This window comes from Devosia enhydra, assembly GCF_900119845.1.
Taxonomy (GTDB): domain Bacteria; phylum Pseudomonadota; class Alphaproteobacteria; order Rhizobiales; family Devosiaceae; genus FPKU01.
The window spans coordinates 491220-517333 of sequence record NZ_FPKU01000002.1 but is presented as its reverse complement, the minus strand read 5'-3'; the positions used below and the strand labels follow the sequence as shown (position 1 = coordinate 517333).

Sequence of the window (26114 nt, the reverse complement as noted above, 5' to 3'; positions counted from 1 at the left end):
GACCGATAAGGGTCTGTATCAGTTGGGCTTGGGCGCGTCGCCATTGGCCGGCGCCGGCGCACCGCCCTTGGCCGCCTGCTGGGCAGCGAGAGCCTGAAGATTCTGGCGATAAATCGCCATGAAGTCGACCGGCTCCATCATCAGGGGCGGGAAGCCGCCCTGCTGGGTGACGCTGGCGAGCACCTGGCGGGCGAACGGGAAGATCAGCCGCGGGCATTCCACCATCAGGAGCGGAGCCAGCTGCGATTCCGGCACGTTGCGCAGGCGGAAGACGCCGCCATAGACCAGCTCGACCGCAAACAGCGTCTTGGCGTCGCGTTCGGCCTTGGCGTTGAGCGTCAGCTCGATGGCATAGACATCGTCGGACTGCTTCTTGACCCCGACATTGATGTTGACCTGGAAGTTCGGGTTTGGCCCGCCCGCCATGATCGATGCCGGCGCACCCGGATTTTCGAAGGAGAGGTCGCGGATATACTGACCGATGAGATTCATGGAGGGGGCGTTAGCCGCCTGCTGAGCGGGGGTGTCGGCAGTCTCGTCGGCCATCTCTCGATCCTCTGTTCTTAAGCGCTTGATGGGCTTTCGTGTGGGGCGCTGGCTAGCATCTTTGCGCCCGAGCGACAAGGCGGGGCGCCCATTGCCCGGTGATTGCGGCCGATGGGTTCAGCGTTGCCGCCAGTTCTCGTCATCCAGATCGATGGTGCCCTCGTCCTCGATCCGCTTGGGTCCGCCGGTGCGATACGAGGTGGTGGTGTAGACGCCGGGCGTCGCCACCACGACCTTCATGCGTGCGCCCATGAACCGATAAAGCGCGGTGCGGACGGCTGGTATCAGAAGCAACAGCGCCAGGATGTCGGTGAAAAAGCCCGGAAGAAACAGCAGCACGCCGGCAATCCCGATCAGCATGGTATCGGCGATGGCCCGGGCCGGCAGTTCGCCCTGGCTCATCGTCATGCGCATGCGGGAGAGGACCGAAAGCCCCTGAAGGCGCAGGACGATCGCGCCCCCGATCGCCGCCGCGACCACGAGAAGCAATGTCGGCACCAATCCGATCGCCTGCCCCACGAGTATGAAGAGGGCGATTTCGACGAGCGGCAGGAGCACGATAAAGAGCAGTAACGCGGGGGCCATTCCGGTCCTTTCCGGCTGTGGTCCTCGACAAAGCGTGAACTGGCTTTGAGGTGAACCATTCCCTATATCGGATCAGCACCCTATATAGGGTGCCACACCGGGTCCCGTAAGGCGCCCTCGACATTTCTCCCGCATGGTGCAGAAGACCGATGGCCGAGTTTCTCGATCTCCCCACCCTCATCGTCATAGGTCTGGCGATCGTCATCCTGTTCCGGCTCCGCTCGGTGCTGGGGACACGGACCGGCACGGAAAAACCGCCCGTCGACCGGTTTCGCCGCGATGCGGCCAAGGACGGCGTGAAAGCCGACGATACGGTCGTTCCCATGCGGCCACGTCCTGTCGAAACACCCAGTGATGATGATGCCGAACGGCGGGCGAGGAAGCTCGAAAGCGAGATCGAGACCTTCTCGCGCGGCGATGCCGGACTGGCCCAATCGCTGCGCCAGGTGGTCGAGGTCGATCCGTCTTTCAGCCCCAAGGGCTTCCTCGAAGGCGCCAAGGCTGCCTATGAGATGATCGTCACTGCCTTTGCCGCGGGCGACAAGAAGACGCTGCGCAACCTTCTTGAGAAGGACGTCTATGACGGCTTCGAGCGCGTCATCGACGAGCGGGAAGCTGCCGGCCACAGCATCGACTTCACCTTTGTGGGCCTGCCGCGCATCGAGATCTCCGACGCTTCCGCTGACAAGAAGCTCGAGCAGGTCACCGTGCGGTTCTACGCCGAAGTTGTGTCGGCCACCCGCGCCAAGGACGGCACGCTCATCGAGGGCAATGCCGACCAGGTCGCCAATATCGCCGACGAATGGACCTTTGCACGCAGCCCGAAGTCGCGCGATCCCAATTGGAAGCTCGCGGCCACCAGCCAGCTCGAATAGCGGTGCCGGGACGGTCCTATGTCGAAACGCGGACCGGCGCGGCCGTCCCTGCCCGATTGGCATTTGTGGTCAGAGGTCGCCCGATCGATCACCCCCTTGCGGTTTGCGGCGGTTGTCGAGCCTGAGCCGGCCGCGGAGTTGACGCTACCGATCCCCGAGCCTGTGGCGCGCAAGGCGCCGCCACGGTTCACGCGCATCCCCAAGGCACCGTTTCTGCCGCCTTACCGCCCCGACCATCCTTCTGCCCAGACCCCACCGGGCACGGTGATCGAGCCCAAGCTCAAAAAGAAGCTCGGGCGGGGACGGATCGGCATCGATGCGCGCATCGACCTGCATGGCATGCGCCAGTCCGAAGCGCATGCCGCGCTCTCCCGCTTCATTCATGCGCGCGCCGCGCGCGGCGACCGCACCCTGCTGGTGATCACCGGCAAGGGCGGCCGCGTGCCGCTGCGTGATGAGGATCTTCTCGTTTCCTTCGAGCGCGGCGTGCTGCGCGGCATGCTGCCGATCTGGCTGTCATCGCCAGACTTGGCGCCGCTCGTCGCCGGCTGGGACAGCGCGGTGCAGGGCCATGGCGGGGACGGCGCGTTCTATGTGCGGCTCAAGGCGCCGGGGCGGATCGCTCCGGGGCGCGTAAAGCCATGACCCCGCTCGGCGCAAAGCTCAGGGCTCTCCGGGAGGAGCGGGGCGTGACGCTCAAGGATATGGCGACCGCCCTGCGGGTCTCGAGCGCCTATCTGTCGGCGCTCGAGCACGGCAAGCGCGGCAAGCCGACCTGGCTGCTGCTGCAGCGCATCATCGCCTATTTCAACGTCATCTGGGACGAAGCCGAAGAGTTGCAGCGCCTCGCCGAGATGAGCGACCCCAGGGTCACGATCGATACGGCCGGCCTTGCGCCCGAGGCAACCGAACTCGCCAACCGCCTGGCCCGCGATATCGCCCGGCTCTCCCCTGAGGATCTGGTGGCCCTCAATCGGGAAGTGATGCGCCGGGTCAGCTGATCCGGCGCGCGTTAGACGCTGCTCTTACAGAACGAAGCGGGACAGGTCGGCATCGGCCGCCATCTTGCCGATATGCTCGGCGACGAAAGCGGCATCGATGGTGATCGACTGACCCGACCGGTCGGGCGCATCGAACGAAATGTCCTCAACCAGCCGCTCCATGACGGTGGCAAGGCGCCGTGCCCCGATATTTTCCACCGTCGAGTTGACCCGTACCGCGGCGTCGGCAAGAGCCGCGATGGCATCCTCGGTGAACTCCAGCGTCAGCCCTTCGGTCTGCATCAGCGCGATATACTGGCGGATGAGGCTGACTTCGGTATCGGACAGGATGCGGATGAAGTCGGCCCGCGTCAGCGCCTTGAGCTCGACGCGGATCGGCAGGCGGCCTTGAAGTTCGGGCAAAAGGTCCGAGGGCTTGGAGACATGGAAGGCGCCCGAGGCGATGAAGAGGATATGGTCGGTCTTGACCGGTCCGTACTTGGTCGCAACCGTCGTGCCTTCGATAAGCGGCAGTAGGTCGCGCTGGACGCCCTCGCGCGATGGCCCGCCCTGCACGCCGCCTTCACGGGCTGCCACCTTGTCGATCTCGTCGATGAAGACGATGCCGTGGTTTTCCACGAGCTCGATCGCTTCGGTCTTGAGCTGGTCCTGGTCGAGAAGCTTGTCGGCCTCCTCGGCGATCAGCGGCTCATAGGCATCCTTGACGCGCAGCTTGCGCTTGACGCCGCGCCCACCCATGGCCTGCTTGAACATGTCGGAAATGTTGATCATGCCGATGCCGCCATTGGGCATGCCCGGCATTTCGAAGCCGGAGGGACCGGTGGGCTGCAGTTCGATCTCGATTTCCTTGTCATCGAGCTCGTTGCCCCGCAGTTTCCTGCGGAAGCTGTCGCGCGTGGAAGGCGTGGCCGAGGTGCCGACCAGCGCATCGAGCACGCGCTCCTCGGCATTGTGATGGGCCTGCGCCTGCACGTCGCGGCGGCGCTGGTCGCGCAACACCGTGATGCCGGCTTCCACGAGATCGCGGACGATCTGTTCGACGTCGCGACCCACATAGCCGACTTCGGTGAACTTGGTGGCCTCGACCTTGACGAAGGGCGCCTGCGCCAGCTTTGCGAGGCGGCGCGAAATCTCGGTCTTGCCCACGCCCGTGGGCCCGATCATCAGGATGTTCTTGGGCGTCACTTCCTGGCGCAGCTCTGGGGCGAGCTGCTGGCGCCGCCAGCGGTTGCGCAGGGCGATGGCGACGGCGCGCTTGGCATCGGCCTGGCCCACGATATAGCGGTCGAGCTCGGAAACGATCTCCCGCGGCGAAAAATTCCTCTCGGTCACTCTGCTGTTCCTTCCGGAGCCGCCCGGTATGGCGCGGTCTCCCAGTCTGGAGGGGCCCGCCGCTCTGGAGCCGGCGGGCAGGGGGGATGGGCTCAGGCGGTCTCGAGGCTTTCGACCGTCACATTGCCGTTGGTGTAGACGCAGATTTCTTCTGCGATCTTCATGGCCGCGCGGGCGATGGCCTCGGCGTCCATCTCGGTGTTCTCCGAAAGCGCAAGCGCGGCCGAGAGGGCGTAATTACCGCCCGAGCCGATTGCGGTGACGCCGTGATCGGGCGTCAGCACGTCGCCCGTGCCGGTGAGCACGAGCGTTTCCTTGGCATCGGCCACGATCATCAGCGCCTCGAGCCGGCGAAGATAGCGGTCGGTCCGCCAGTCCTTGGCCAGTTCCACGGCCGCCCGCATCAGCTGGTCGGGATATTGCTCGAGCTTGGCTTCGAGCCGCTCGAAGAGGGTGAACGCATCGGCGGTGGCCCCGGCGAAGCCGCCGATCACCTTGCCGCCGGCCAGTTTGCGCACCTTGCGCGCGCCATGCTTCATGACGGTCTGGCCCATCGAGACCTGGCCGTCGCCGGCGATCACCACCTTGCCGCCCTTTCTGACCGATACGATGGTGGTACCGTGCCAGCCGGGAAAGTCATTGTCCTTCGACATCAAACGCTCCAAAAGGATTTGCTCCTATTTAGGTCTCGGCAGCCCGAATGCAATGATCGCGCCTTTGCCAGCGATGGGGCTGCCTGCTATGGAGCGCCGAACCAAGGAGAGCCCCGATGCGCAAGGCCGAACTGAGCCGCAGGACCAACGAGACCGAGATCGCCGTCGCGATCGACCTCGACGGCACCGGCCGGCACGAAATGGCAACGGGCATCGGCTTTCTCGATCACATGCTCGACCAGCTCTCGCGCCATTCGCTCATCGACATGAGCGTCACCGCCAAGGGTGACCTGCATATCGACATGCACCACACGGCCGAGGATGTCGGCATTGCGCTCGGGCAGGCGGTTCAGAAGGCCTTGGGCGACAAGGCCGGCATCAGGCGCTATGCGAGCTCGGACCTCGCCATGGATGGCACGCTGACCCGCGTGGCGCTCGATGTTTCGGGTCGGCCCTTCCTCGTCTGGAAGGTGGCCTTCACGCATGGAAAGGTCGGCGAGTTCGACACCCAGCTGTTCCGCGAGTGGTTCCAGGCTTTTGCGATGAATGCCGGCATCACCCTTCATGTCGAATGCTTTTATGGCGACAACGACCACCACATCGCCGAGAGCGCCTTCAAGGCGCTCGCCCGGGCCTTGCGCGACGCCGTCGAGATCGATCCGCGCGCGGCCAATCGTGTGCCCTCGACCAAGGGGACCCTTGCGGGATGACGCCATGCAGCTGATATCTCTGTTCGAAAAATCACCCTCTGCGGTCCCCGCCGCGGCCGAGCCGTTCGGAGCCCTTCCGGTAGCCGTGGCCGACCGCTTCAGCTGGCCGGCTTTTGTCTTTGCGCCGGTCTGGCTGCTGGTCAACCGGCTGTGGCTCATCGGTCTGGGGTTCATCGGGCTTGTCGTGCTCCTCGGTCTTGCCAGTCGGTGGATCGGGGGGGATGCCGCGTTTCTGGCCTATGCCTGCCTGTGCCTGCTCGTGGGGCTCGAAGCGGCGGCTCTGCGGCGCGTGGCTCTCGCACGGCGCGGGTACTTATCGGTAGGCGAGCGCATGGCAGCAGATGCCGATGCGGCGCTGCTCGCCTGGCTCGATACCCCAGCGAAGGGAGTTGAGCCATGAGCCGCGTTGCCATCATTGACTATGGTTCGGGCAATCTGCGCTCGGCCGCCAATGCCTTCGAAAAGGCTGCGGCCGGGCTCGACAACGGCCCCGAGATCGTCGTCACCGCCGATCCTCAGGTCGTTCGTCACGCCGACCGCATCGTGCTGCCGGGCGTCGGGGCCTTCGCCGATTGTCGCGCCGGCCTCGATGCCGTCTCCGGCATGGTCGAGGTGCTCGAGGAAAAGGTGCGCCGGGGCGGAACGCCATTTATCGGCATCTGCGTCGGCATGCAGCTTCTGGCGACCGAAGGCCGTGAGAAGACCGTGACGCGGGGGCTGGGCTGGATCCCGGGCGCCGTCGAACGCATCATGCCCGAAGGCGGTCTCAAGGTGCCGCATATGGGCTGGAACACGCTCACTGTGCTGCGCGACCACCCGGTGCTCGCGGGCATTCCCGATGGGCCGGATGGCTTGCACGCTTATTTCGTGCACTCCTATCATCTGCATGCCGAGAGTACCGAGCATGTGGTGGCGACGGCCGACTATGGCGGGACCATAACGGCGGCGGTGGCGCGCGACACGGTGTTCGGCACCCAGTTCCATCCCGAAAAGAGCCAGGCGCTGGGCCAGCGCATCATCACCAATTTCCTGCGGTGGCAGCCATGATCCTTTTTCCCGCCATCGACCTCAAGGATGGCCAGTGCGTGCGCCTCAAGCTCGGCGACATGGCACAGGCCACGACCTTCAACGAGTCTCCCGCCGACCAGGCTCGGCAGTTCGAGCAGCAGGGCTTCGAGTACCTGCATGTCGTCGACCTCAACGGCGCCTTCGCCGGCCAGTCGGTAAACGGGGCTGCGGTCGAGGCCATTCTCGATACCGTGTCGTTTCCGGTGCAGCTCGGCGGCGGCATTCGGACGCTCGAGCATATCGAGGGCTGGCTGGAGAAGGGCCTCGCCCGCGTGATCCTCGGCACGGTGGCCGTGCGGGACCCGGCCCTGGTGAAGGAAGCGGCGCGACGGTTTCCCGGACAGGTGGCCGTGGGCATCGATGCACGCGGCGGCATGGTGGCCGTCGAGGGCTGGGCCGAAACCTCGTCGCTCGATGTCATCGAACTGGCGAAGCGCTTCGAGGGGGCAGGGGTTGCGGCCATCATCTATACCGATATCGACCGCGACGGCATCCTGACCGGCATCAACTGGGAGGCGACGCTGGCGCTGGCGCAATCGGTCTCGATCCCGGTCATTGCGTCTGGAGGCCTTGCCTCCATGGACGATATCCGCACCCTGACGCAGCCTGAATATGCCATCCTCGAAGGCGCGATCTCGGGGCGGGCGCTGTATGACGGGCGCATTGATTCACGTGAAGCACTGGCCTTGATCAAGGCGGCAAGGAGCGGGCGATGACCCTCAAGACCCGCCTCATCCCCTGCCTCGACGTCAAGGACGGACGCGTGGTCAAGGGCGTGCAGTTCGTCGATCTCGTCGATGCCGGCGATCCGGTCGAGGCAGCGATCGCCTATGACGCGGCCGGGGCCGACGAGCTCTGCTTTCTCGACATCGCGGCAAGCCATGAAGGTCGCGACACGATCTTCGATGTGGTGGCGCGCACCGCCGAGCACTGTTTCATGCCGGTGACGGTGGGTGGGGGGGTCCGGTCGCTCGAGGATATCCGCAAGTTGCTGCTTTCGGGCGCCGACAAGGTGTCGATCAATTCGGCCGCGGTGCGCGACCCGGACTTCATTTCTCGGGCGGCCGACAAGTTCGGCAACCAGTGCATCGTGGTCTCGGTCGATGCCCGCACTATCGCTCCGGGGCGGTGGGAAATCTTCACCCATGGCGGGCGCAACGCCACCGGGCTCGACGCGGTGGAGTTTGCCCGCGCCATGGTCGGACGCGGGGCAGGGGAGCTGCTCGTGACCTCGATGGATCGCGACGGCACCAAGTCCGGCTTCGACCTCGCCCTCACCCGCGCCATCGCCGATGCGGTGGAGGTGCCGGTGGTGGCCTCGGGCGGCGTCGGTACGCTCGATCACCTCGTCGACGGGGTGAAAGAGGGTCATGCCTCGGCGGTGCTTGCCGCCTCGATCTTCCATTTCGGCACCTTCAGCATTGGGCAGGCCAAGGCGCATCTGGCCGCCCATGGCGTGCCGGTGCGCATGGACCCCAGCGACGCCCCCTAGGGCGAGGAGCAAACGCTCATGAGTTTTTCCCTCGAAGAGCTGGACCGGCGGGTGGCGGTGCGCGCTTCCGCCTCGCCCGATGAGAGCTACACCGCCAAGCTCATCGCCCGCGGCGTCGAGAAATGCGCACAAAAGCTGGGCGAGGAGGCGGTCGAGGCCGCCATCGCCGCAGTGGCGGGCAGGAAGGAGGAACTGGCGGCGGAAGCCGGCGATGTGCTCTATCATCTGCTCGTGCTGCTCCGCGCATCTGATGTGCCGCTGGCACAGGTGATGGCGGAACTGGAGAGCCGCACCGCCCAGTCCGGTCTTGCCGAAAAGGCCGGGCGGCCGCGCTCATGAGCCGGGGTTCGACGCTCGTTTCGCCCTATGTGCGGTTCAGCAAGGCGGAATGGTCGCGGCTGCGCGCCGACGAGCCGATGACGCTGGATGCCGGCGACATCGAGCGGCTGCGCGGGCTGGGCGATCCGATCTCGCGGCAGGAGGCAGAGGAGGTCTATCTGCCGCTCTCGCGTCTGATCTCGCTCTATCACGAGGCCATGCAGGGCCTGCATCGGGCGAGCCAGGCGTTTCTGGGGACCAATGGCGGCAAGGTGCCCTATATCATCGGGGTGGCCGGATCGGTTGCGGTCGGCAAATCGACCACGGCGCGCATCCTCCAGGCGATGTTGTCGCGCTGGCCGGCCTCGCCCAAGGTCGATCTCGTGACGACGGATGGCTTCCTCTTTCCCAATGCCGTCCTCGAGGCGCGTGGACTGATGGCCCGCAAGGGCTTTCCCGAAAGCTATGATCGCGGACGGTTCCTCGGCTTTTTGTCCGATATCAAGTCAGGCCGGCCCAAGGTGACGGTGCCCGTCTACTCGCACCTGGCCTATGACGTGGTGGCGGGGCAATCGATCCTCATCGACCGTCCCGACATCCTGATCGTGGAAGGTCTCAACATCCTGCAGCCAGGTGAGGCGCCCAAGAGCGGCAATCCGGTTCTGTTTGCCTCCGACTTCCTTGATTTCTCGATCTATCTCGATGCCGAGGAGCGTGACCTCAGGCGCTGGTTCCTCGAACGCTTCTTCCGGTTGCGCGAGACGGCCTTCCAGGACCCGCGCTCCTTCTTTCACCGGTATGCGCGGATGGAAGAGGATGAGGCCCGCGCCTTCGCGCTCTCGGCCTGGGAGGGTATCAACAAGCCCAACCTCGTGGATAACATTCTGCCTACGCGAAGCCGGGCCGACCTGATTCTCAAGAAGGGTCCGGACCACGCCATCGCCGAAGTGGCGCTGCGCAAGCTCTAAGGGCTGCCATCAGCGTCAGACGGCGACGCCTTCCCGTTCGGCCAGGGTCCGCAGATCGGCCACCGGCCTCGCCCCGATATGGGAAATCACTTCGGACGCCGCGAGGCAGCCGGCCTTGAGCGCCATTTCGAGCGGCTGGCCACGCGAGAGGCCAAGAAGGAAGCCCGAGGCGAAGAGATCGCCGGCGCCGGTGACATCGACGACATCGGGCACGGGATAGGCCGGCACGGAAATCACCTCGCCATTGGCGACGACCATTGCGCCATCGGCGCCCATGGTTATGGCTGCGAGCTCGGCATCCTTGGCGATGCCGCGTACGGCAGTGCCCAGATCCTGCGTCTGGTAGAGGGCCTTGAGCTCATCGACATTGGCGAGCACGTAGTCGATCGTCTGCGAGCGGATGAGATCGAGGAATTCCTCGCGGAAGCGATGGACGCAGAACGGGTCCGAGAGCGTGAAGGACGTGGCGCGTTCATGCTTGTGGGCATAATGGGCGGCGCGCACGAAGGCCTTCTTGGCCTCGACCGGATCCCAGAGATAGCCCTCCATATAGGTGAGGCCGGCGTCGCCGATCTCGTCTTCATGGATGTCGGCTTCGGTCAGCTGGTGGCAGGCGCCCAGATAGGTGTTCATGGTGCGCTCGCCATCGGCCGATAGCAGGATCATCGAGCGGGCGGTGGCGGCGCCATGGATGAGGCGGGTCGTGGTGTAGTGCACCCCGATGGCCTCGAGATCGGCGGCGAAGACATCGCCGAGCTCGTCATCGGCGACCTTGCCGATAAAGGCAGCCCGTCCGCCGAGAGACGCGACACCGGCCGCCGTATTGGCGGCGCTGCCCCCCGAAATCTGCGTCTTGCTCTCGGGCATGCGGGCATAAAGATAGGCCGAGCGGTCGGCATCGACCAAATGCATGATCCCCTCTGACAGCCCCTCGCGCGCAAGGAAATCGGCATCGATCGGGGCAATGACGTCGACGATGGCGTTGCCGATGGTCAGGACGTCGAAACGGGTTTCGGGCACGGGCGGGCTCTCCAGGAACGGGGGAGGCAATAGAGGATGGGTGCGGGCGACGCAACCTCAAGCCTCAGGAGACCCGCTCGAACCCCGGCCTCAGGACGGTTGCGCCGGGGGTGGCCCTCAGGCCGGCGACGAAGGTCTGGAGGATGCCGGCGACCAGCCGCTCGCTGCGTTCGGCATCGAGGTCGAGAAGGCCCGGATCGAGCAGCAGCTGCGCTAGCCCGTGCATCAGCGCCCAGGCGCCGAGTGTGGCATCGAGCGGATCGCGCCGTCCGGCTTCGTGGGTCGCCGCGCTGGTGAGGGGCGCGAGCGTTGCTTCCATCGCCACCTTCAGGCTGTCGTCCCCGATCCGGTCGATCTCGGGCGAGAACATCAGCTGGAAGAGCGGCCGGTTTTCCCGCGCAAACCGCACATAGGCGCGCCCAATGGCAGGCAATTGAAGATCGGCAGGGCGGCCTGCTGCCGCCTGCTGCAGGAGCCTGGCGAAGCGGTGGAAGCCCTCGGCGGCGATGGCAGCCACGAGTTCGTCGCGATTGCGGAAATGCCGGTAGGGCGCGGCCGATGAAACGCCTACGCGGCGCGCCAGTTCGCGCAAGCCGGGTAGGGGGCTGCCCGCCGCCATTGCATCCAGCCCCGCATCGACGAGCGCCTGCGCCAGATCGCCATGATGATAGCTCTCCTCCCGCGCTTGCGCCGATGTGGGCACTGGAAACATCTGACTTAACCCTGTTCACATACGCTGCTAACATCGTTCGCGTGATTTGAGCAGCGCTCACATCGCGCTTTCCACCAAGTGAGCGGAGTCAACATGGGCGATATCGTCCTGACCATTGCCCATCATCTGGGCGTTTTCGCCGTCGTGGCCATGCTGGGCGCCGAATTCGCGGTGCTGCGTGCCGGAGTGACCCCGAACGCCGTCCGGCTGCTGGGTCGGCTCGACGCGATCTATGGCGGGGCGGCGATCCTCGTCCTGCTGGCCGGGTTCGGACGGGTGTTTCACAACGAGGCGAATTTCTATCTCGCCAACCCGGTGTTCTGGACCAAGATCGGGCTGTTCGTCGTGGTGGGGCTTTTGTCCGTGCCCCCGACGCTGGCCTTCCTGCGCTGGAACAAGGCATTGAAGGCCGATGCAGCCTTCACGGTGCCGGCCGGAGACCTCAAGCGCGTGCGCACGCTGCTCCATGCCGAACTGGGCCTCCTCTTCCTCATTCCCATTGCCGCAGCCCTCATGGCCCGCGGCATCGGATTGTAGGGGACAAAAGGGGCGGGGGGATTTCTCGGGGGACTGCTTCGTACGTGCCCCGGGGTCATTCCCGAAGGCGGGAAAGCAGTTTTGTTTCGCCTGGTGGTGCCTGTAGATCGCAAACTGGATCCCCGCTTTCGCGGGAATGACGTCGAGTATGGGGTGGGTTGGGTGGCGTAGGACCGTATGGGCGCCGCGTCGCCTCGCCTAAGGCTCCTCTCCCGGAAGGTCGCCTTCGAGCGGCAGGGTACCTTTTGGCGGCGGGGTCTTGGGTTCGAAGCGGCACCATTCGGCGATGAGGCAGTGCCAGCATTCGGGCTTGCGCGCCTTGCATACATAGCGGCCGTGCAGGATCAGCCAGTGATGGGCGTGCCGCCGATAGCGGTCGGGCACGATCTTTTCGAGGCCCAGTTCCACGGCCAGCGGCGTCTTGCCGGGGGCAAGGCCCGTGCGGTTGCCGACCCGGAAGAGATGGGTATCCACCGCGATGGTGGGCTGGCCGAAGGCGATGTTGAGCACCACGTTTGCCGTCTTGCGGCCGACGCCGGGCAGCGATTCGAGCGCTTCGCGAGTCTGGGGCACTTCGGAACCGAATTCGGCGATGAGCCGCTCGGAGAGCGCCAGCACGTTGCGCGCCTTGGTGCGGAAAAGCCCGATGGTGCGGATATGGGCCTCGATGGTCTCGAGCCCCAGCGCCACCATTTTCTCGGGCGTATCGGCGATGGCAAAGAGCGGCCCGGTGGCCTTGTTCACCCCCACATCGGTGGCCTGGGCCGAGAGAACGACCGCCACCAGCAGGGTGAACGGGTTGACATAATCGAGCTCGCCCTTCGGTTCCGGGTTCGCTGCCGAAAAAGCGCCAAAAATCGCGTCGACATCTGATCGTGAGAGGCGTCTTGTTCGTTTAGGCGAAGTCATGCGAGCCTCGATTCCATCCGACGAAGTGATGCAAGGATGTCGACCACCACGCAAGCCCGGCCGCTCTTTGCCGCCAAGCTCACACCGCACAATTCCCTGACCGGCAACGGGCAGCGCATCGTCATCGCCGTGATGGTGGTGATGGCCTCGGTGCCAGGGATGGTGTTTTTCTCGATGGGCGCCTGGCCGATCGTCGGGTTCATGGGCCTCGACATCCTCGCCGTGTGGTGGGCGCTGTCGGCCGCGCGCCGCAATGGACGCGCCTTCGAGGAGGTGACGCTCTGGCGCCACCAGCTCGACATCCTCAAGGTGGACGGCAAAGGCCAGCGCCGGAGTTTTTCGTTCAACCCCCTCGCGGTGCGCCTCGTGATCGACCGGGACATCAACGAGCGCACCCGCGCGCTTCATCTGCGCGGCGCGGACCAGACGCTGGAGATCGGGGCCTTTCTCGCCGAAAACGAGAAGTCGAGCTTTGCCAAGGCGTTCGGGACGGCGCTGCGGCAGGCCCGCAGATAGGCCGATCCGTCAAAATCGGGTCGATCGCGAGGGGGCTCTGCCCTAGTCTGGGGTGATGAGCTCCCCATCGACAGCCCACGAAATGCCTCACGACCAGACCCTTGCCGCCCATCACGATTACGAGCGGGTACGCCGCGCCATCGCTTATCTCACCGAGACGGGACCGGAAGATCTCGACCTGCCTATGTTCGCAAAGGCGCTCGACCTTTCCGAACGGCAGCTCGTGGCGCTGTTCCAGGCCTGGTGCGGGCTGACGCCCAAGAGTTTTTCGCAAGCCGTTGCTCTCGATCATGCCCGACGCCTGCTCGGCGGAGAGGGCAGTATAATCGGGGTCGCCTATGACGTGGGTTACTCCTCGGCATCGCGGCTGCACGATCTCTTCGTGACCCATGAGGCCATGCCGCCCGGCGCCTGGCGCGACAGGGGCGAGGGGCTGGCGATGGACTGGGGCGTGGCGCCCTCGCCCTTCGGCCTCGCCGTGATGGTCACGACGCGCTGGGGGCTCGCCGGCCTCGGCTTTGCCGATGGACCCGAGGACGTGGAGGCCGCTTTCGCCGATCTCGCCCGCCGCTGGCCCCGGGCCCGCTATGCCCGCAATGATGCGGCCGTTGCCGCGCTGGCCCGCCGCATCTTCGAGCCCGGACGCTGGCAGTCCGACGAGCCGGTGCGGGTGGTGCTGATCGGCACCGATTTCGAAGTCTCGGTGTGGCAGACCCTGCTCGGCGTGCCGGTGGGCCGGGCGACCACCTATGGCGCACTCGCCCAGAACCTCGGCCGGCCGACGGCGGCGCGGGCGGTGGGGGCGGCGGTGGGGCGCAACCCGATCTCCTTCGTCGTGCCCTGCCATCGGGTGGTGGGCGCGACGGGCGCGCTCACCGGCTATCACTGGGGATTGCCGCGCAAGCGCGCCATGCTGGGCTGGGAGGCCGGGGTGACCGCGGTCTAAAGCGCTTCACCTTATGGTTGAACCGCCTCTCAGGACGAACTGAGCTCTCAGTCGGCCTCCCTCTCCTTGGACGGGGGAGGGCCGGGGTGGGATGAGGGGAGCAAGTGAATCAACGGTGCGTCTGGTGGCTCCCCGCCCCCCACCCTTGATCCCTCCCCGCAAAGGGGGAGGGTGACGACTGCAGCGCCGCGCATCAGCCCAAACGTGAAGCCTCTAGAGTGTAACCTTCTCGATCATCGCGCCATCGGGCCCGATGCGGTAAGCGACGGGCTCGCCGGTGGCGATCTCGCGCTTCAGGATCTCGTCGGGGGTCAGGCCCTCGATGGCCTTGACCAGCGCCCGCAGCGAATTGCCGTGCGCGGTGACGAGCACAGTCTTGCCGGCCTTGAGATGGGGCAGGATTTCGGCCTCGAAATAGGGCTGGGTGCGATCGGCGGTGTCCTTGAGGCTCTCCCCGCCCGGCGGGGGCACATCATAGGAGCGGCGCCAGATCAGCACCTGCTCGTCGCCCCATTTGGCCCGCGCATCATCCTTGTTGAGCCCCGACAGATCGCCATAGTCGCGCTCGTTGAGGGCCTGGTTGCGGGTGATGGTGAGGTTGACGATGCCCATTTCCTCGAGGATGAGGTCGAGCGTGTGCTGCGCCCGGCGCAGGGCCGAGGTGTAGAACAGGTCGGGCACGATGCCGGCCGCCGCGAGCTTCTTGCCGGTGGCGCGCGCCTCGCCGATGCCCTGTTCGGTCAGCTCCACATTGCGCCAGCCGGTAAAAAGGTTCTTGAGGTTCCATTCGCTCTGGCCGTGTCGGACCAGGATCAGCATGCCCGTCATAATCTCTCCTAATCCTTGAGGCCGAGCACATCGGCCATGTCGTAAAGCCCGGCAGGCTTGTCAGCCGCCCAGAGCGCGGCGCGCACGGCGCCATTGGCAAAGATGGCGCGATCATCAGCGCGGTGGGAGAGGGTGATCATCTCGCGATCGCCCGCAAGGATGACGCTGTGCTCGCCCACCACGGTGCCGCCCCGCAATGTGGCAAAGCCGATGGTGCCCGGCTCGCGCGGCCCGGTATGGCCATCGCGAACGCGCACGGACACATCATCAAGCGCAACGGCGCGGCCCTCGGCAGCCGCCTGCCCCAGGAGCAGGGCCGTGCCCGAAGGCGCATCGACCTTGCGGTTGTGGTGCATTTCGAGAATTTCGATGTCAAAGCCCGGCAGCGCCTTGGCCGCCTGCCGCACGAGACCAGCGAGCAGGTTGACCCCGAGCGAGAAATTGCCGGACTTGACGATGCGCGCGCCGGCCCGGGCGGCCGCGGCGATCTCGTCGCTTTCTCCCGGCGTGAAGCCGGTGGTGCCGCAGATATGGATGAGCCCATGCTCTGCGGCATGGCGCGCCAGCATGACGCTGGCCGAGGGCACGGTGAAATCGATGATGGCATCGGCCCCGGCAAGGGCGGTAGCGATGTCGTCGACGACAGCAACGCCCAGCGCATCGGTGCCCGCAAGCGTGCCGGCATCCTTACCGATGGCGGCCGAGCCGTGCCGGTCGAAGGCGGAATGGACGGAAGCGCCCGCGATCTGCGCGGCCCGGATGACGGCTGCGCCCATGCGGCCGCCGGCCCCGGCCACCGCGATCTTTACATCCGACATCGCCAACTCTCCTTCAAAGCCCCGGCCTTTTACCAAGAGCGGCCGGTTCAGGCCAGCCGCGTGCCGCTCGCCATTTCGGCCAATATCGCGCGGGCGGCCTCGGCAGGGTCCTGTGCGGCGGTGATCGGGCGGCCGACCACGAGATGGGTGGCGCCCGCCGTAAGGGCCTGGCCGGGGCCCATAACCCGCTTCTGGTCGCCCTGCGCGGCGCCAAGCGGGCGGATGCCGGGGGTGACGATGGCCATGTCGGGCCCCAGCACGGGGCGTACCATCTGTGCTTCGGTCGCCGCGCAGACGAGCCCGCCAATGCCCGCATCGCGCGCCTGCTGCGCACGCAACAGGACGAGCCCGGCTGCATCGCGGGCATAGCCGGCTTCCCTGAGATCCGCATCGTCCATTGAGGTCAGGACCGTGACCCCGAGCACGGTTGCGCCCGAGCCCTCCGCCGCTTTTGCCGCGACACGCATCGCCTTGGGATAGGCGTGGATGGTGAGCATCTGCGCGCCAGTCGAAGCAAGGGCCGTGACGCCTTTTTCGATGGTGTTGTCGATGTCGAGCAGCTTGAGATCGAAGAACACGCGCTTGCCGGCGGCGAGCAGCGCCTTGCCGAGCGAAAGGCCATCCCCGCCGTAAAACAGCTGGTAGCCGATCTTGTAGAAATCGACGGCATCGCCCAGCCGGGCGATCAGCGCCTCGGCTTCGGCGCGGCTATCGAGATCGAGGGCGACGATGAGGGTTCCGGCCATGACACTCTCTCGGCGTTTCGGTTGCCGCCTCCTGCCACAGGGGGCGATGGCGGGCAAGCGCTTCGGCATGGGCGATGGCCGGCAGGGCGTGGCCCATCCGGGTTCGGGGTAAGGTTGGGCGGCCCGGCGAGGCGGTTTGCCTCGGCGCGGGTGGTCCGCAGTGTGGTGAGACTTGCGCCTCGCCGGGTGTTCGGGATTTTTGGCTTAAGTCGGGATGCGAACTGGGCGTCTGGGCTATGTCCCCGGGTCCCGGGAGTGTTGAGGTCCCGTCCTGGCCTTGGCCCTCTGGCCATGCGCATCATCGAGGGCCTGCGAGCCCGCGACCGGCCCCGCACCCGCATCCCACCCCGATCTTTGCCGTTCGAGCGTAGCTCTCATGGCCTTCTCCCCTCAAATCGCTCCACTGGAGCGATTTGGCCTGCGGCACGGCTCGAAGCGTCGCGACACCACCCGGGTGGGAGATGAGGGCATTATGGGGGCGGTGGATGGGGGTGGGGATAAATTCTCTGCTTTCAGGCTGCTGGCAGAGAGACCTCATGGTGAGGAGCGGCGCAGCCGCGTCTCGAACCATGAGCGGGGAATTCGGTGCAAGCGGCCCTCGTGGTTCGAGACGCCCCTGCGGGGCTCCTCACCATGAGGGCCTCTCTTTACGTCACATCGCGGCCTTTTCGCCTCAGAGGCCAAGGCGGCGGAGGGCGGTTTGGGCGTCGGGCATACCACCTCTGGCGCGTTCGCGGAGGAGGCGGATAAAGTTGGCGCGCCAGATGGTGTCGCCGGCGGCGTCGAGCAGGGCGAAGCTTTTGGCGTAGTCGTGCCTTACGCAGCGGCTGCCCATATGCATGCCGTGGAAATAGAGATGGGCGGCCGCCACCTGATCCGCACGGCTGCGATCGGCATTGGCCACGACGGCCTTGCAGAGCGCATCGGCCTCGGCATTGGTGATAGCCTTGCCCGGCGGCGGCATCTCCGGCTTGCGGCCGGTCTCTACTGCGGTGATCAGCGCCGCGAGGGTGACCTGGCGGCTGTCGAGGGTGAAGGGCGGCTTGTCCCGCCCCGCAAGGCCGAGCACGTCGCCCGTGCGCGATTCGGTCATGAACCGGCGATGCTCGGACAGTAACTGGCACGACCAGGTGGCGCCGCGCTGGCCGGTCACCGGATTGTAGGTGTTGGCGCCATAGCGGAAGCAGATGCGATTGCCTTCGGTCTTCCAGTCGCCGCGCAGGATGACGCGATTGCCCGGATACCAGAGGTAGCTCGTGCCGCCCTTGGCGAGATATTCGACCTGGGTGCCGTGCCCCGGTCCGAAGAAGAGCTGCGTCTTGTTGACGAGGCTCGATTGCGCCAGGGCCGGAAAACTACTGAGCCCGAAAAGCAGAAGGCCGGCAAAAAGCCGGCGCATTGAAACAGTGATCACCAATAGCCCCCCGAAATACATGCCGCAGTATCTGGCATGCAAAGCAGGGGCAGGTAAAGCCGGCCTCAGGCGCCGCCGCGCGAGAAGGCCATGAGTTCGCGGACCTGGGCGTCGACCTTGCGCTGGATGCCGGCTTCCCTGGGGGCGCCCTCGGCGTCGAAGGCGTCCGAGGCAGGGCCGACGCCGAGGAGGGTGGGGGTGACGAGAGCGCCGACTTTGAGCAGCGCGTCGCGCAGGTGGTAGATGCCGACGATGGCGCCATATTTGCCCGAGGAGACCGCCCCGAGCCCGAACACCGCATGCCTGAACTGGCCCTGCTTCTGGCGCGAGATCCAGGTGATGGTGTTGAGCATCAGCGGCGAGACGCCCGAATTGTATTCGGGGCTGGCGATGAAGATGATATCGGCCGCCGCGAACTTGCCGGCCAGAATGCCGGCCGCCTCGGGGGTGTGATCGGCCTCGAGATCCTCGTTGAAGATCGGCATGGGATAATCGCCCAGATCGATATCCTCGACCGCGGCGCCGGCGGCGCGCAGTCTGCCGCTCACATGGGCGCGCAGGATCTCGTTATACGAGCCCTTGCGGATCGAACCGCAAAGCGTGATCGCCGTCTTCATGTCGTTGCCCTCATGCTGCCGGCGATATCAGGTCTCGAAAAAGCTCTTGAGCTTGGAAAAGAACCCGTCCGAGGTCGGCGAGGTCTCGCGCGTGTTGAGCTTTTCGAACTCCTCGAGCAGCTCGCGCTGGCGCCGCGACAGGTTCTGCGGCGTTTCCACATCGAGCTGGACATAGAGATCGCCGATATCCTTGCTGCGCAGGATCGGCATGCCCTTGCCCTTGAGGCGCACGCGCTGGCCCGGCTGGGTTCCGGGCGACACCTTGACCCGGGCGCGCGCGGCATCGAGGGTTGGCACCTCGAACTCGCCGCCAAGCGCCGCCGTGGTCATGGCGATGGGCACGCGGGCATAAAGATCGGCCCCGTCGCGCTGGAACAGGTCGTGCGGCTTGACCGACACGAAGATGTAGAGATCGCCCGGCGGCCCGCCGCGCAGCCCGGCCTCGCCTTCATTGGCGAGCCTGATGCGGGTGCCGTCCTCGATGCCCTTGGGAATGTCGACCGAAAGGGTGCGGTTCTGCTGGCGCCGGCCCTGGCCGCCGCAATCGGTGCAGGGATTGTCCATCATCTGGCCGCGGCCGTGGCAGACCGGGCAAGTGCGCTCGATGGTGAAAAAGCCCTGCGCCGCGCGGACCTTGCCGTGCCCGTTGCAGTGCTTGCAGGTGGAAAGCCCCGTGCCGGGCTTGGCGCCCGAGCCATCGCAGGTATCGCAGGTGACGAGGGTGGGCACGTCGATGTCGACGGTGCGCCCGAGGAACGCTTCCTCGAGGGTGATCTCGAGATTGTAGCGCAGGTCCGAGCCGCGCAGGCGCGACTGGCTGGCGCGTCCGCCCTGGCCCTGGCCGCGGCCCCCGCCCATGAAATCGCCGAAGATATCCTCGAAGATATCGGACATGGAGGAGGAGAAATCGGGCCCGAAACCGCTGGCGCCGCGCCCGCCGCCGTTTTCGAAGGCAGCGTGGCCGAACCGGTCATAGGCCGCCCGTTTCTGGGCGTCCTTCAAGGTATCATAGGCCTCGTTGATTTCCTTGAAGCGGTGTTCGGCTTCGGCATTGCCGGGGTTGCGATCCGGGTGGAACTGCATGGCAAGCTTGCGATAGGCGCTCTTGAGGGCCGCCTCGTCGCTCCCCTTGGGCACGCCGAGCACATCGTAGAAGTCGCGTTTAGCCAATCTCGATCGTCTCTCGGGCTGTTCTGGCAGGGCGCGCGCCGGCCCAAAGGATCGAGCCGTCGCGGTGCGCCCGCCTCAAATAGGTATGGTGCGCCGCTCTTACCATAGGACAAGCGCGAGGCAACACCCCGCGCGGCCGGCGGAACCCCTCAGATGTAGCGCGGATCGGTGCCGAGCGCGAGGGCGAGCGCCATCCCGACCTCGCCTTGGGCGAAGGCCGCCTTGGTCACGACCTGCCCCAGGCCGAAGAAATCATGGGTCACCCCATCATAAAGGCTGGTGGTGACGCGGATGCCGGAGCGCTTGAGCGCCTGGCCCAGTTGCTCGCCATCGCTGCGCAGCGGATCGGCGCCGGCCAGAACGAGGCTGATGGGCGGCAGGCCGGAAAGATCGGCCCGAAGCGCCAGCGCGATGCGCTTGTCATAGGCCTGCTTGGTCTGCTCGAAAACCTGCTGGCCGAGCCATTTCGCCCCGGGCGTGCCGAGCGGCAGGGCCGCGCCGCATTCGCGATGGCTGGGCGTATCGAGCCCGCCCCCGGCAACCGGGGTGAGCATGGCGACATGGACGGGATGGGGCAGCTTGTCGGCGCCACGGCTGTCGCGGGCAAAGAGCGCGACATTGAAAGCGAGATTGCCGCCCGACCCTTCACCCGCCACCGCGCAGCGGCGCGGATCGATGCGCAGGCCCTCGGCCTCGCGCATCAGCCAGGCCCAGAGCGCATTGGCATCGTCATGGGCGGCGGGGAATTTGTGCTCGGGCGCCTGCCGGGGCAGCACCGCGATCACCACCGCCCCGGTGCGCAGGGCGAGGGTGCGGCAGGTTTCGTCATGGGCATCGAGGCTGCCCAGCACCCAGCCGCCGCCCGGAAAGAACAGGATGGCGCCGGCTTCCCCCGAACGGGCCGCGGCGCGGCGGCGATAGACGCGAGCATCGAGAAGTCCTGCGGCGCCGGGGATGCGGGCCGGCTCCATGTCGACGCCCATGTCGTCTGTGCGCCGGAGGATGGTGCGGGCGGCGAGGACCAGCGGGGGCAGGGCGCGCGCCTCCTCGAGCTTGAGCCCCTGCAAGCCGCGACCGCCCAGCTTCTGCCAGACCGCGAGCACGTGCCCCATATCGGCATCGAGCCGCGGCGGCTCGACCGGCTTGGGGGGAGCAACCGAAAAACTGGCGGTTGCGATGAAGCTCTTGGGGTCGGCGGCGGACAAGGGTCAGCGGCTTTCTGGCAACGGGCCAAATCAGTTGGAGTAGGCCAAAGATGACCGCTTTGTGGCATGCGCCGCAACCCTGATTCACGTGAAACGCCCCCGATGCGCACAGGGCAATGCAAATGTTGCCCCAAGGTCGCAGCCGGACCAACAGCGCAAACAAAAAGGGCCCGGCGCTGTGCCAGGCCCTTGAAGACTGTCGGAAGGAAACGATCAGGCCGACTTCTTGTCGTCCTTGACCTCTTCGAAATCGGCATCGACGACATCGTCGTCCTCGGGCCGGGCGCCTGAGGCCTTGGCCTCGGCTTCCGCCTGGGACTGCTTGTACATCGCTTCGCCGAGCTTCATCGAGGCTTCGGCGAGGGTGGCGGTGCGCTCCTTGATCTGCTCGGCATCGTCGCCGTCGATCACTTCGCGCAGGCCCACGATGGCCGCCTCGATGGCGCCCTTTTCATCGGCCCCGACCTTGTCGCCATAATCCTTGAGCGACTTCTCGGTCGAATGGATAAGCGATTCGGCCTGGTTCTTGGCCTCGACCGCCTCGCGCCGCTTCTTGTCGGCCTCGGCGTTCTGCTCGGCCTCCTTGACCATGCGCTCGATGTCGGCATCCGACAGGCCACCCGAGGCCTGGATGCGGATCTGCTGCTCCTTGCCGGTGCCCTTGTCCTTGGCCGAGACATTGACGATGCCGTTGGCGTCGATGTCGAAGGTCACCTCGATCTGCGGCACGCCGCGCGGCGCCGGCGGAATGCCGGAGAGGTCGAAATTGCCCAGGAGCTTGTTGTTGGCGGCCATTTCGCGTTCGCCCTGGAACACGCGGATGGTCACCGCCGACTGGTTGTCCTCGGCCGTCGAGAAGGTCTGGCTCTTCTTGGTCGGGATGGTGGTGTTGCGATCGATGAGGCGCGTGAACACGCCGCCCAGCGTCTCGATACCGAGCGAGAGCGGGGTCACGTCGAGCAGCAGCACATCCTTGACGTCGCCCTGCAGCACGCCGGCCTGGATGGCGGCGCCCATGGCGACCACTTCATCCGGGTTGACGCCCTTGTGCGGCTCCTTGCCGAACAGCTGCTTGACGATCTCCTGCACCTTGGGCATGCGGCTCATGCCGCCCACCAGCACCACTTCGTCGATCTGCGCGGCGGTGACGCCGGCATCCTTGAGCGCCATCTTGCAGGGGTCGATGGTCTTCTGGATCAGGTCATCGACCAGCTGCTCGAACTTGGCGCGCGAGAGCTTGAGGGTGAGGTGCTTGGGGCCCGAGGCATCGGCGGTGATGAAGGGCAGGTTGATTTCGGTCTGCGTCGAGGACGAGAGCTCGATCTTGGCCTTTTCGGCAGCCTCCTTGAGGCGCTGAAGGGCGAGCTTGTCCTTGCGCAGGTCGATGCCCTGCTCCTTCTTGAACTCGTCGGCGAGATAATCGACGAGCCGCATGTCGAAGTCTTCGCCACCGAGGAAGGTGTCGCCATTGGTGGACTTCACCTCGAATACGCCATCGCCGATCTCGAGGACGGAAATGTCAAAGGTGCCGCCGCCAAGGTCATAGACCGCGATGGTGCCGGTGTTCTTCTTGTCGAGGCCGTAGGCGAGTGCCGCCGCGGTGGGCTCGTTGATGATGCGCAGCACTTCGAGGCCGGCGATCTTGCCGGCATCCTTGGTGGCCTGGCGCTGGCTGTCGTTGAAATAGGCCGGCACGGTGATGACCGCCTGGGTGACGGTTTCGCCCAGATAGCTTTCGGCCGTTTCCTTCATCTTGGTGAGGATCATGGCCGAGATTTCGGAGGGCGAGTATTTCTTGGCCGCGACATCGACCCAGGCGTCGCCATTGTCGCCCTGCACGATCTTGAAGGGGACGAGGCCCTTGTCCTTTTCCACCATCGGGTCGTTGTAGCGGCGCCCGATCAGGCGCTTGACCGCGAACAGCGTGCCTTCCGGATTGGTGACCGCCTGGCGCTTGGCCGGCTGGCCGACCAGACGCTCTCCATCCTTGGAGAAGGCGACCATGGAGGGCGTGGTGCGCGCGCCTTCCGCATTCTCGATGACCTTGGGGGTCGAGCCATCCATCACTGCGACGCAGCTGTTGGTCGTGCCCAGATCGATACCGATGACTTTAGCCATGTCTTCTAGCCTCTTTCCTAGCGAACCCATGCTGGAACCCCGAGGATCCGGCAGTTCCGTGGTCCACTCGCGCGGACCCAGGTCCCCGTATGAGATTTGGTTCATATTGCCCGCTTCCGGGCGTCGAGGGCTATATAGGAGGCTGATTCCGGCCCTGCAAGCGCGATGGCCGGGAAAACCCGTCTGCCCCCGTTCCGCCCCGCTTCCTGCCCGAGGCCGCCCCCTTGACCCCAGCCGATCTTATTGTCGACCATCTCGATGACGCCACGCAGATCGCCCTGATCGACGCGGTGGTGGAAAGCCTGTCGGTCGCGCCGTTCTTCCAGCCGACCCTGCCGCGCTGGGGCACGCCGTTTTCGGTGCGGATGACCAATCTGGGGCCATTGGGCTGGGTCTCGGACAAGCGCGGCTATCGCTACCAGGCGCTGCATCCCGATACGGGGACGCCCTGGGCGCCGATGCCGACGATGCTGCTCGCTCTTTGGCAAAAGCATGCCGGCTATGCCCATCCCCCCGAGGCCTGCCTCGTCAATCATTATGGCCCCAAGGCGAAGATGGGCCTTCACCAGGACCGCGACGAGGCCGATTTCGACGCGCCCGTGCTCTCGGTTTCGCTCGGCGACAGCGCGCGGTTCCGCCTGGGCGGCACACGGCGGGAGGATCCGACGACGAGCTTCATGCTCGAATCGGGCGATGTGATGATGCTGGCAGGGCCCGAGCGGCTCGCCTTCCACGGCATCGACAGGCTGATGCCGGGGACGTCCACCCTCCTGGGGCGCCATGCGGGCGTCTTTCCCGAGGGCGGGCGGATCAATCTGACGCTGCGGCGGGTGACCCTGCCGTGATCGACATCGGGACGGTGCTGCTCGACGACGCGCTTGCCGGCCGCGCGCTGCTCTTTGCCGCCCCCCGCGACTGGATCAGCGCGCGCCGGGGCGCCGAGGTGCCCGACGCGCTGGCGCGGATGCGCAAGGCGCGGGAGGCGGGATATTACCTTGCCGGCGCGCTCGGCTATGAGCTGGGGCTCTGGCGCGAAGAGCGGCTGCGCCCACTGCTGCCCGATGCCGACCTGCCGCTCATCGAGATGGGGGTGTTCGATGCGCCTGAGGTGCTCGCGGGACACGACCGGATCGATTGTCTCAGGCGCTGCGGGCGGGGTCCGGCCGAGGTCGAACTGAGGCGGCTCGGGCATGACGGGGCGGATCATGGCGCGGCGGTAGCCGCCATCCTGCGCTATATCGCGGCGGGCGACATCTATCAGGCCAACCTGACCTTCAGGGCGCGCCTCGAAAGCCGCGGCGATCCGGCGGCGCTCTATCGCCTGCTGGTGGCGGCCCAGCCGGTGGCGCATGGGGCGCTGATGCGGCTTGCCGACGCGCATGTGCTCTCGCTCTCGCCCGAGCTCTTCGTGGCCAACGAAGGGGGCCGCCTCACCGCCCGGCCGATGAAGGGCACGATGGCGCGGGGCGCGACCCAAGAGGCCGACGCGGCGGCGCGGGCACGGCTTGCCGCCGATGCCAAGAACCGGGCCGAGAACCTGATGATCGTTGACCTTCTGCGCAACGATCTCTCGCGCATCGCGCGGATCGGCAGCGTGCGGGTGCCGCAGCTTTTTGCCGTCGAGACCTATCCCAGCCTCCACCAGATGACCTCGACGATCACGGCGGAGATGGCTGAGGGCATCGACCCCATCGATGCGCTGCTGTCGCTTTTTCCCTGCGGCTCGATCACCGGGGCGCCCAAGATTCGCGCCATGGAGATCATCGCGGAACTGGAGCCCGAGCCGCGCGGGTTCTATACGGGGGCCATCGGATCGATCGCCCCCGATGGCGATTTCCGCTTCAACGTCGCGATCCGCACCCTCGTGATCGGTCCGGACGGGCGGGGCGAGATCGGCGTCGGCGGGGGCATCGTGGCCGATAGCGAGGCGGGGGATGAATATGAGGAAGCGCTGCTCAAGATGAGTTTTCTGAAGGCCGCCGAGCCGCCCGGATTGATCGAAACGCTGCTCTGGGAAGAGGGCAGGGGCTATTGGCTGCTCGACCGGCATCTCGAGCGGCTCGCGGCGTCGGCCGGGGCGCTGGGGATCGCGCTCGATGACGGCGCGGCCGGGGATGCGCTCGAAGCGGCGATTTCGGGGTTTTCGGCGCCGCGCATGCGGGTGCGGCTGTTGCTCGACCCCAGGGACGGGCTCTCGGTAACCGCCGTGCCGATGCCGCCCCAGGCGCCGGGCCCCTTCCGCTTCGCGATCGCGCCCGAGATCATCGACGAGACCGATCCGCTGCTGATCCACAAGACCACGCGGCGCCACATCTACGATCCGCCGCGCGAAGCGATGAAGGCGCTTCTGCCGATCGACGAGGTGGTGTTCCTCAATACGCGCGGCGAGCTCACCGAAGGCTCGATCACCTCGCTGTTTGTCGAGCGCGATGGCGTGCTCTTGACCCCGCCGCTGGCCTCGGGGCTTCTGGCCGGGGTGCTGCGGGCCGAGCTCATCGCCACCGGACGGGCGCGCGAGGCGGTGCTGCGGCCGGCCGATCTGGAAGGCGCCATTATCCATCTTGGCAATTCGCTGCGCGGGCTGATGCCCGCCAAGCTTGTTGCGCCCGAGGCCGGGGCCTAGACTTTGGCCATGATCCGCATTTCGTTCCCGTTCATCCTTGCCCTCCTCTCCTGCGGCGTCGCGGTGGCGCAGGCCGTGCCCGAGGGGCCGCGCGCCCAGGCCTGGTGCGGGGTCGCCCTCTCGATGATGGCCGAGGAGGTGGCGGACACGGCCAATGCCGAGCAGAAACAGCTCGCCGAAATCTTCCGCGATGGCGGCACGGCGCTGATCGAGGCGGCAACGGTCGCCTATGGCGATTCCGGCTGGTCGCCCGAACGCACCGACGAACTGCTCGCCAGCCTCAGGATCGAGGTGGAAGCGAGCCTTGCCGGCGACGCGCGTCCGGCGCTGAGCTTTGAGGATTGCGCGGCGCTTGCCGGTTTTCCGCAATGACGCGCAGGACGAGGA

31 protein-coding genes are annotated in these 26114 nt (G+C 66.1%); 16 read left to right on the top strand and 15 right to left on the bottom strand.

The window, feature by feature from the left end:
* Positions 1-18 precede the first annotated feature (18 nt).
* Complete coding sequence (gene secB, locus BT183_RS11615) at positions 19-546, bottom strand: protein-export chaperone SecB (RefSeq protein WP_072343045.1); 528 nt, start codon at positions 544-546, stop codon at positions 19-21.
* A 117-nt stretch (positions 547-663) separates the two neighbouring features.
* The gene (locus tag BT183_RS11610) at positions 664-1131 is read right to left on the bottom strand and encodes an FxsA family protein (protein ID WP_072343042.1); all 468 of its coding nucleotides are present in this window, start codon (positions 1129-1131) and stop codon (positions 664-666) included.
* Positions 1132-1280: 149 nt separating this feature from the next.
* On the opposite strand from BT183_RS11610, the gene BT183_RS11605 reads away from it, so the two are divergent.
* The 3 genes from BT183_RS11605 to BT183_RS11595 all read left to right on the top strand — a co-directional run bounded on the left by BT183_RS11605 (position 1281) and on the right by BT183_RS11595 (position 3007).
* Positions 1281-2006 carry a Tim44/TimA family putative adaptor protein gene (locus BT183_RS11605; protein WP_072343039.1) on the top strand — a complete coding sequence of 242 codons (726 nt, stop codon included), beginning with the start codon at positions 1281-1283 and terminating at the stop codon, positions 2004-2006.
* Between the two features lie 138 nt (positions 2007-2144).
* Positions 2145-2651 (top strand): Smr/MutS family protein, encoded by a 507-nt coding sequence (locus tag BT183_RS11600; RefSeq protein WP_177282497.1) that lies wholly within the window; start codon positions 2145-2147, stop codon positions 2649-2651.
* A complete protein-coding gene (locus tag BT183_RS11595) occupies positions 2648-3007 on the top strand; it encodes a helix-turn-helix domain-containing protein (RefSeq protein ID WP_072343033.1) in 360 nt (119 codons plus the stop codon). The genes BT183_RS11600 and BT183_RS11595 overlap by 4 nt, the downstream gene beginning before the upstream one ends.
* 24 nt (positions 3008-3031) lie before the next feature.
* Here the strand turns inward: BT183_RS11595 and hslU are convergent, their stop codons facing one another.
* Both hslU and hslV read right to left on the bottom strand, forming a co-directional pair.
* A complete protein-coding gene (gene hslU, locus BT183_RS11590) occupies positions 3032-4339 on the bottom strand; it encodes an ATP-dependent protease ATPase subunit HslU (RefSeq protein WP_072343030.1) in 1308 nt (435 codons plus the stop codon).
* 92 nt (positions 4340-4431) lie between these two features.
* Complete coding sequence (gene hslV, locus BT183_RS11585; RefSeq protein WP_072343027.1) at positions 4432-4992, bottom strand: ATP-dependent protease subunit HslV; 561 nt, start codon at positions 4990-4992, stop codon at positions 4432-4434.
* Between the two features lie 116 nt (positions 4993-5108).
* Here hslV and hisB point away from each other — a divergent pair, with 116 nt between their 5' ends.
* From hisB to coaA, 7 genes are read left to right on the top strand one after another with little or no spacing between them, the layout of a single operon-like run.
* Positions 5109-5702 carry an imidazoleglycerol-phosphate dehydratase HisB gene (gene hisB / locus BT183_RS11580; RefSeq protein WP_072343025.1) on the top strand — a complete coding sequence of 198 codons (594 nt, stop codon included), beginning with the start codon at positions 5109-5111 and terminating at the stop codon, positions 5700-5702.
* 4 nt (positions 5703-5706) lie between these two features.
* Entirely contained in the window at positions 5707-6102 is a 396-nt protein-coding gene (locus BT183_RS11575) for a DUF2628 domain-containing protein (RefSeq protein WP_072343022.1), read from the top strand.
* Positions 6099-6749: an imidazole glycerol phosphate synthase subunit HisH gene (gene hisH, locus BT183_RS11570; RefSeq protein WP_072343019.1), complete on the top strand. Its 651-nt coding sequence runs from the start codon at positions 6099-6101 to the stop codon at positions 6747-6749. Before BT183_RS11575 ends, hisH begins: the two co-directional genes overlap by 4 nt.
* Positions 6746-7486 (top strand): 1-(5-phosphoribosyl)-5-[(5-phosphoribosylamino)methylideneamino]imidazole-4-carboxamide isomerase, encoded by a 741-nt coding sequence (gene hisA / locus BT183_RS11565; protein WP_072343016.1) that lies wholly within the window; start codon positions 6746-6748, stop codon positions 7484-7486. Before hisH ends, hisA begins: the two co-directional genes overlap by 4 nt.
* The gene (gene hisF / locus BT183_RS11560; RefSeq protein ID WP_072343014.1) at positions 7483-8262 is read left to right on the top strand and encodes an imidazole glycerol phosphate synthase subunit HisF; all 780 of its coding nucleotides are present in this window, start codon (positions 7483-7485) and stop codon (positions 8260-8262) included. The genes hisA and hisF overlap by 4 nt, the downstream gene beginning before the upstream one ends.
* Before the next feature lie 18 nt (positions 8263-8280).
* The gene (locus BT183_RS11555) at positions 8281-8601 is read left to right on the top strand and encodes a phosphoribosyl-ATP diphosphatase (protein WP_072343011.1); all 321 of its coding nucleotides are present in this window, start codon (positions 8281-8283) and stop codon (positions 8599-8601) included.
* On the top strand, positions 8598-9548 hold the full coding sequence (gene coaA, locus BT183_RS11550) for a type I pantothenate kinase (protein WP_072343009.1): 951 nt from the start codon (positions 8598-8600) through the stop codon (positions 9546-9548). The genes BT183_RS11555 and coaA overlap by 4 nt, the downstream gene beginning before the upstream one ends.
* A 15-nt stretch (positions 9549-9563) precedes the next feature.
* Here coaA and BT183_RS11545 read toward each other — a convergent pair whose 3' ends face one another.
* Positions 9564-10568 (bottom strand): adenosine kinase, encoded by a 1005-nt coding sequence (locus BT183_RS11545; RefSeq protein WP_072343006.1) that lies wholly within the window; start codon positions 10566-10568, stop codon positions 9564-9566.
* 64 nt (positions 10569-10632) lie between these two features.
* Positions 10633-11280, bottom strand: a complete 648-nt coding sequence (locus BT183_RS11540) for a TetR/AcrR family transcriptional regulator (protein ID WP_072343004.1) — start codon at positions 11278-11280, stop codon at positions 10633-10635.
* 93 nt (positions 11281-11373) lie between these two features.
* Between BT183_RS11540 and BT183_RS11535 the strand changes: the two genes are divergently transcribed.
* On the top strand, positions 11374-11817 hold the full coding sequence (locus BT183_RS11535; protein WP_072343001.1) for a DUF2214 family protein: 444 nt from the start codon (positions 11374-11376) through the stop codon (positions 11815-11817).
* Between the two features lie 198 nt (positions 11818-12015).
* On the opposite strand, the gene nth is transcribed toward BT183_RS11535, so the two are convergent.
* On the bottom strand, positions 12016-12726 hold the full coding sequence (gene nth, locus BT183_RS11530; protein WP_072342998.1) for an endonuclease III: 711 nt from the start codon (positions 12724-12726) through the stop codon (positions 12016-12018).
* 36 nt (positions 12727-12762) lie between these two features.
* On the opposite strand from nth, the gene BT183_RS11525 reads away from it, so the two are divergent.
* Both BT183_RS11525 and BT183_RS11520 read left to right on the top strand, forming a co-directional pair.
* Positions 12763-13242 carry a DUF2244 domain-containing protein gene (locus BT183_RS11525; protein ID WP_072342995.1) on the top strand — a complete coding sequence of 160 codons (480 nt, stop codon included), beginning with the start codon at positions 12763-12765 and terminating at the stop codon, positions 13240-13242.
* A gap of 82 nt (positions 13243-13324) precedes the next feature.
* Positions 13325-14188: a bifunctional helix-turn-helix domain-containing protein/methylated-DNA--[protein]-cysteine S-methyltransferase gene (locus BT183_RS11520; protein WP_072342992.1), complete on the top strand. Its 864-nt coding sequence runs from the start codon at positions 13325-13327 to the stop codon at positions 14186-14188.
* 213 nt (positions 14189-14401) lie between these two features.
* Here BT183_RS11520 and BT183_RS11515 read toward each other — a convergent pair whose 3' ends face one another.
* The 8 genes from BT183_RS11515 to dnaK all read right to left on the bottom strand — a co-directional run bounded on the left by BT183_RS11515 (position 14402) and on the right by dnaK (position 23104).
* Positions 14402-15016 (bottom strand): 2,3-bisphosphoglycerate-dependent phosphoglycerate mutase, encoded by a 615-nt coding sequence (locus tag BT183_RS11515; RefSeq protein WP_072342989.1) that lies wholly within the window; start codon positions 15014-15016, stop codon positions 14402-14404.
* An 8-nt stretch (positions 15017-15024) separates the two neighbouring features.
* Positions 15025-15834 carry a 4-hydroxy-tetrahydrodipicolinate reductase gene (gene dapB, locus BT183_RS11510; RefSeq protein WP_072342986.1) on the bottom strand — a complete coding sequence of 270 codons (810 nt, stop codon included), beginning with the start codon at positions 15832-15834 and terminating at the stop codon, positions 15025-15027.
* 47 nt (positions 15835-15881) lie between these two features.
* Complete coding sequence (gene pyrF, locus BT183_RS11505; protein WP_072342984.1) at positions 15882-16580, bottom strand: orotidine-5'-phosphate decarboxylase; 699 nt, start codon at positions 16578-16580, stop codon at positions 15882-15884.
* A gap of 673 nt (positions 16581-17253) precedes the next feature.
* Positions 17254-17994: a hypothetical protein gene (locus tag BT183_RS11500; RefSeq protein WP_143145772.1), complete on the bottom strand. Its 741-nt coding sequence runs from the start codon at positions 17992-17994 to the stop codon at positions 17254-17256.
* Between the two features lie 65 nt (positions 17995-18059).
* The gene (locus BT183_RS11495; RefSeq protein WP_072342977.1) at positions 18060-18611 is read right to left on the bottom strand and encodes an NADPH-dependent FMN reductase; all 552 of its coding nucleotides are present in this window, start codon (positions 18609-18611) and stop codon (positions 18060-18062) included.
* A gap of 27 nt (positions 18612-18638) precedes the next feature.
* Positions 18639-19781: a molecular chaperone DnaJ gene (gene dnaJ / locus BT183_RS11490; RefSeq protein ID WP_072342974.1), complete on the bottom strand. Its 1143-nt coding sequence runs from the start codon at positions 19779-19781 to the stop codon at positions 18639-18641.
* Between the two features lie 149 nt (positions 19782-19930).
* Positions 19931-20986, bottom strand: coding sequence for an alpha/beta hydrolase (locus BT183_RS11485; RefSeq protein WP_072342971.1), 1056 nt, complete (start codon positions 20984-20986; stop codon positions 19931-19933).
* A 213-nt stretch (positions 20987-21199) separates the two neighbouring features.
* Positions 21200-23104 carry a molecular chaperone DnaK gene (dnaK, locus tag BT183_RS11480; protein WP_072342968.1) on the bottom strand — a complete coding sequence of 635 codons (1905 nt, stop codon included), beginning with the start codon at positions 23102-23104 and terminating at the stop codon, positions 21200-21202.
* 224 nt (positions 23105-23328) lie between these two features.
* Here dnaK and BT183_RS11475 point away from each other — a divergent pair, with 224 nt between their 5' ends.
* Genes BT183_RS11475 through BT183_RS11465 form a run of 3 tightly spaced genes read left to right on the top strand, consistent with a single transcriptional unit; the run spans position 23329 to position 26099 of the window.
* A complete protein-coding gene (locus BT183_RS11475; protein ID WP_072342965.1) occupies positions 23329-23949 on the top strand; it encodes an alpha-ketoglutarate-dependent dioxygenase AlkB in 621 nt (206 codons plus the stop codon).
* Positions 23946-25727: an aminodeoxychorismate synthase component I gene (pabB, locus tag BT183_RS11470; protein ID WP_084603471.1), complete on the top strand. Its 1782-nt coding sequence runs from the start codon at positions 23946-23948 to the stop codon at positions 25725-25727. Before BT183_RS11475 ends, pabB begins: the two co-directional genes overlap by 4 nt.
* Positions 25728-25736: 9 nt before the next feature.
* Positions 25737-26099, top strand: coding sequence for a hypothetical protein (locus BT183_RS11465; RefSeq protein ID WP_072342962.1), 363 nt, complete (start codon positions 25737-25739; stop codon positions 26097-26099).
* The last annotated feature ends 15 nt before the right edge of the window (positions 26100-26114 follow it).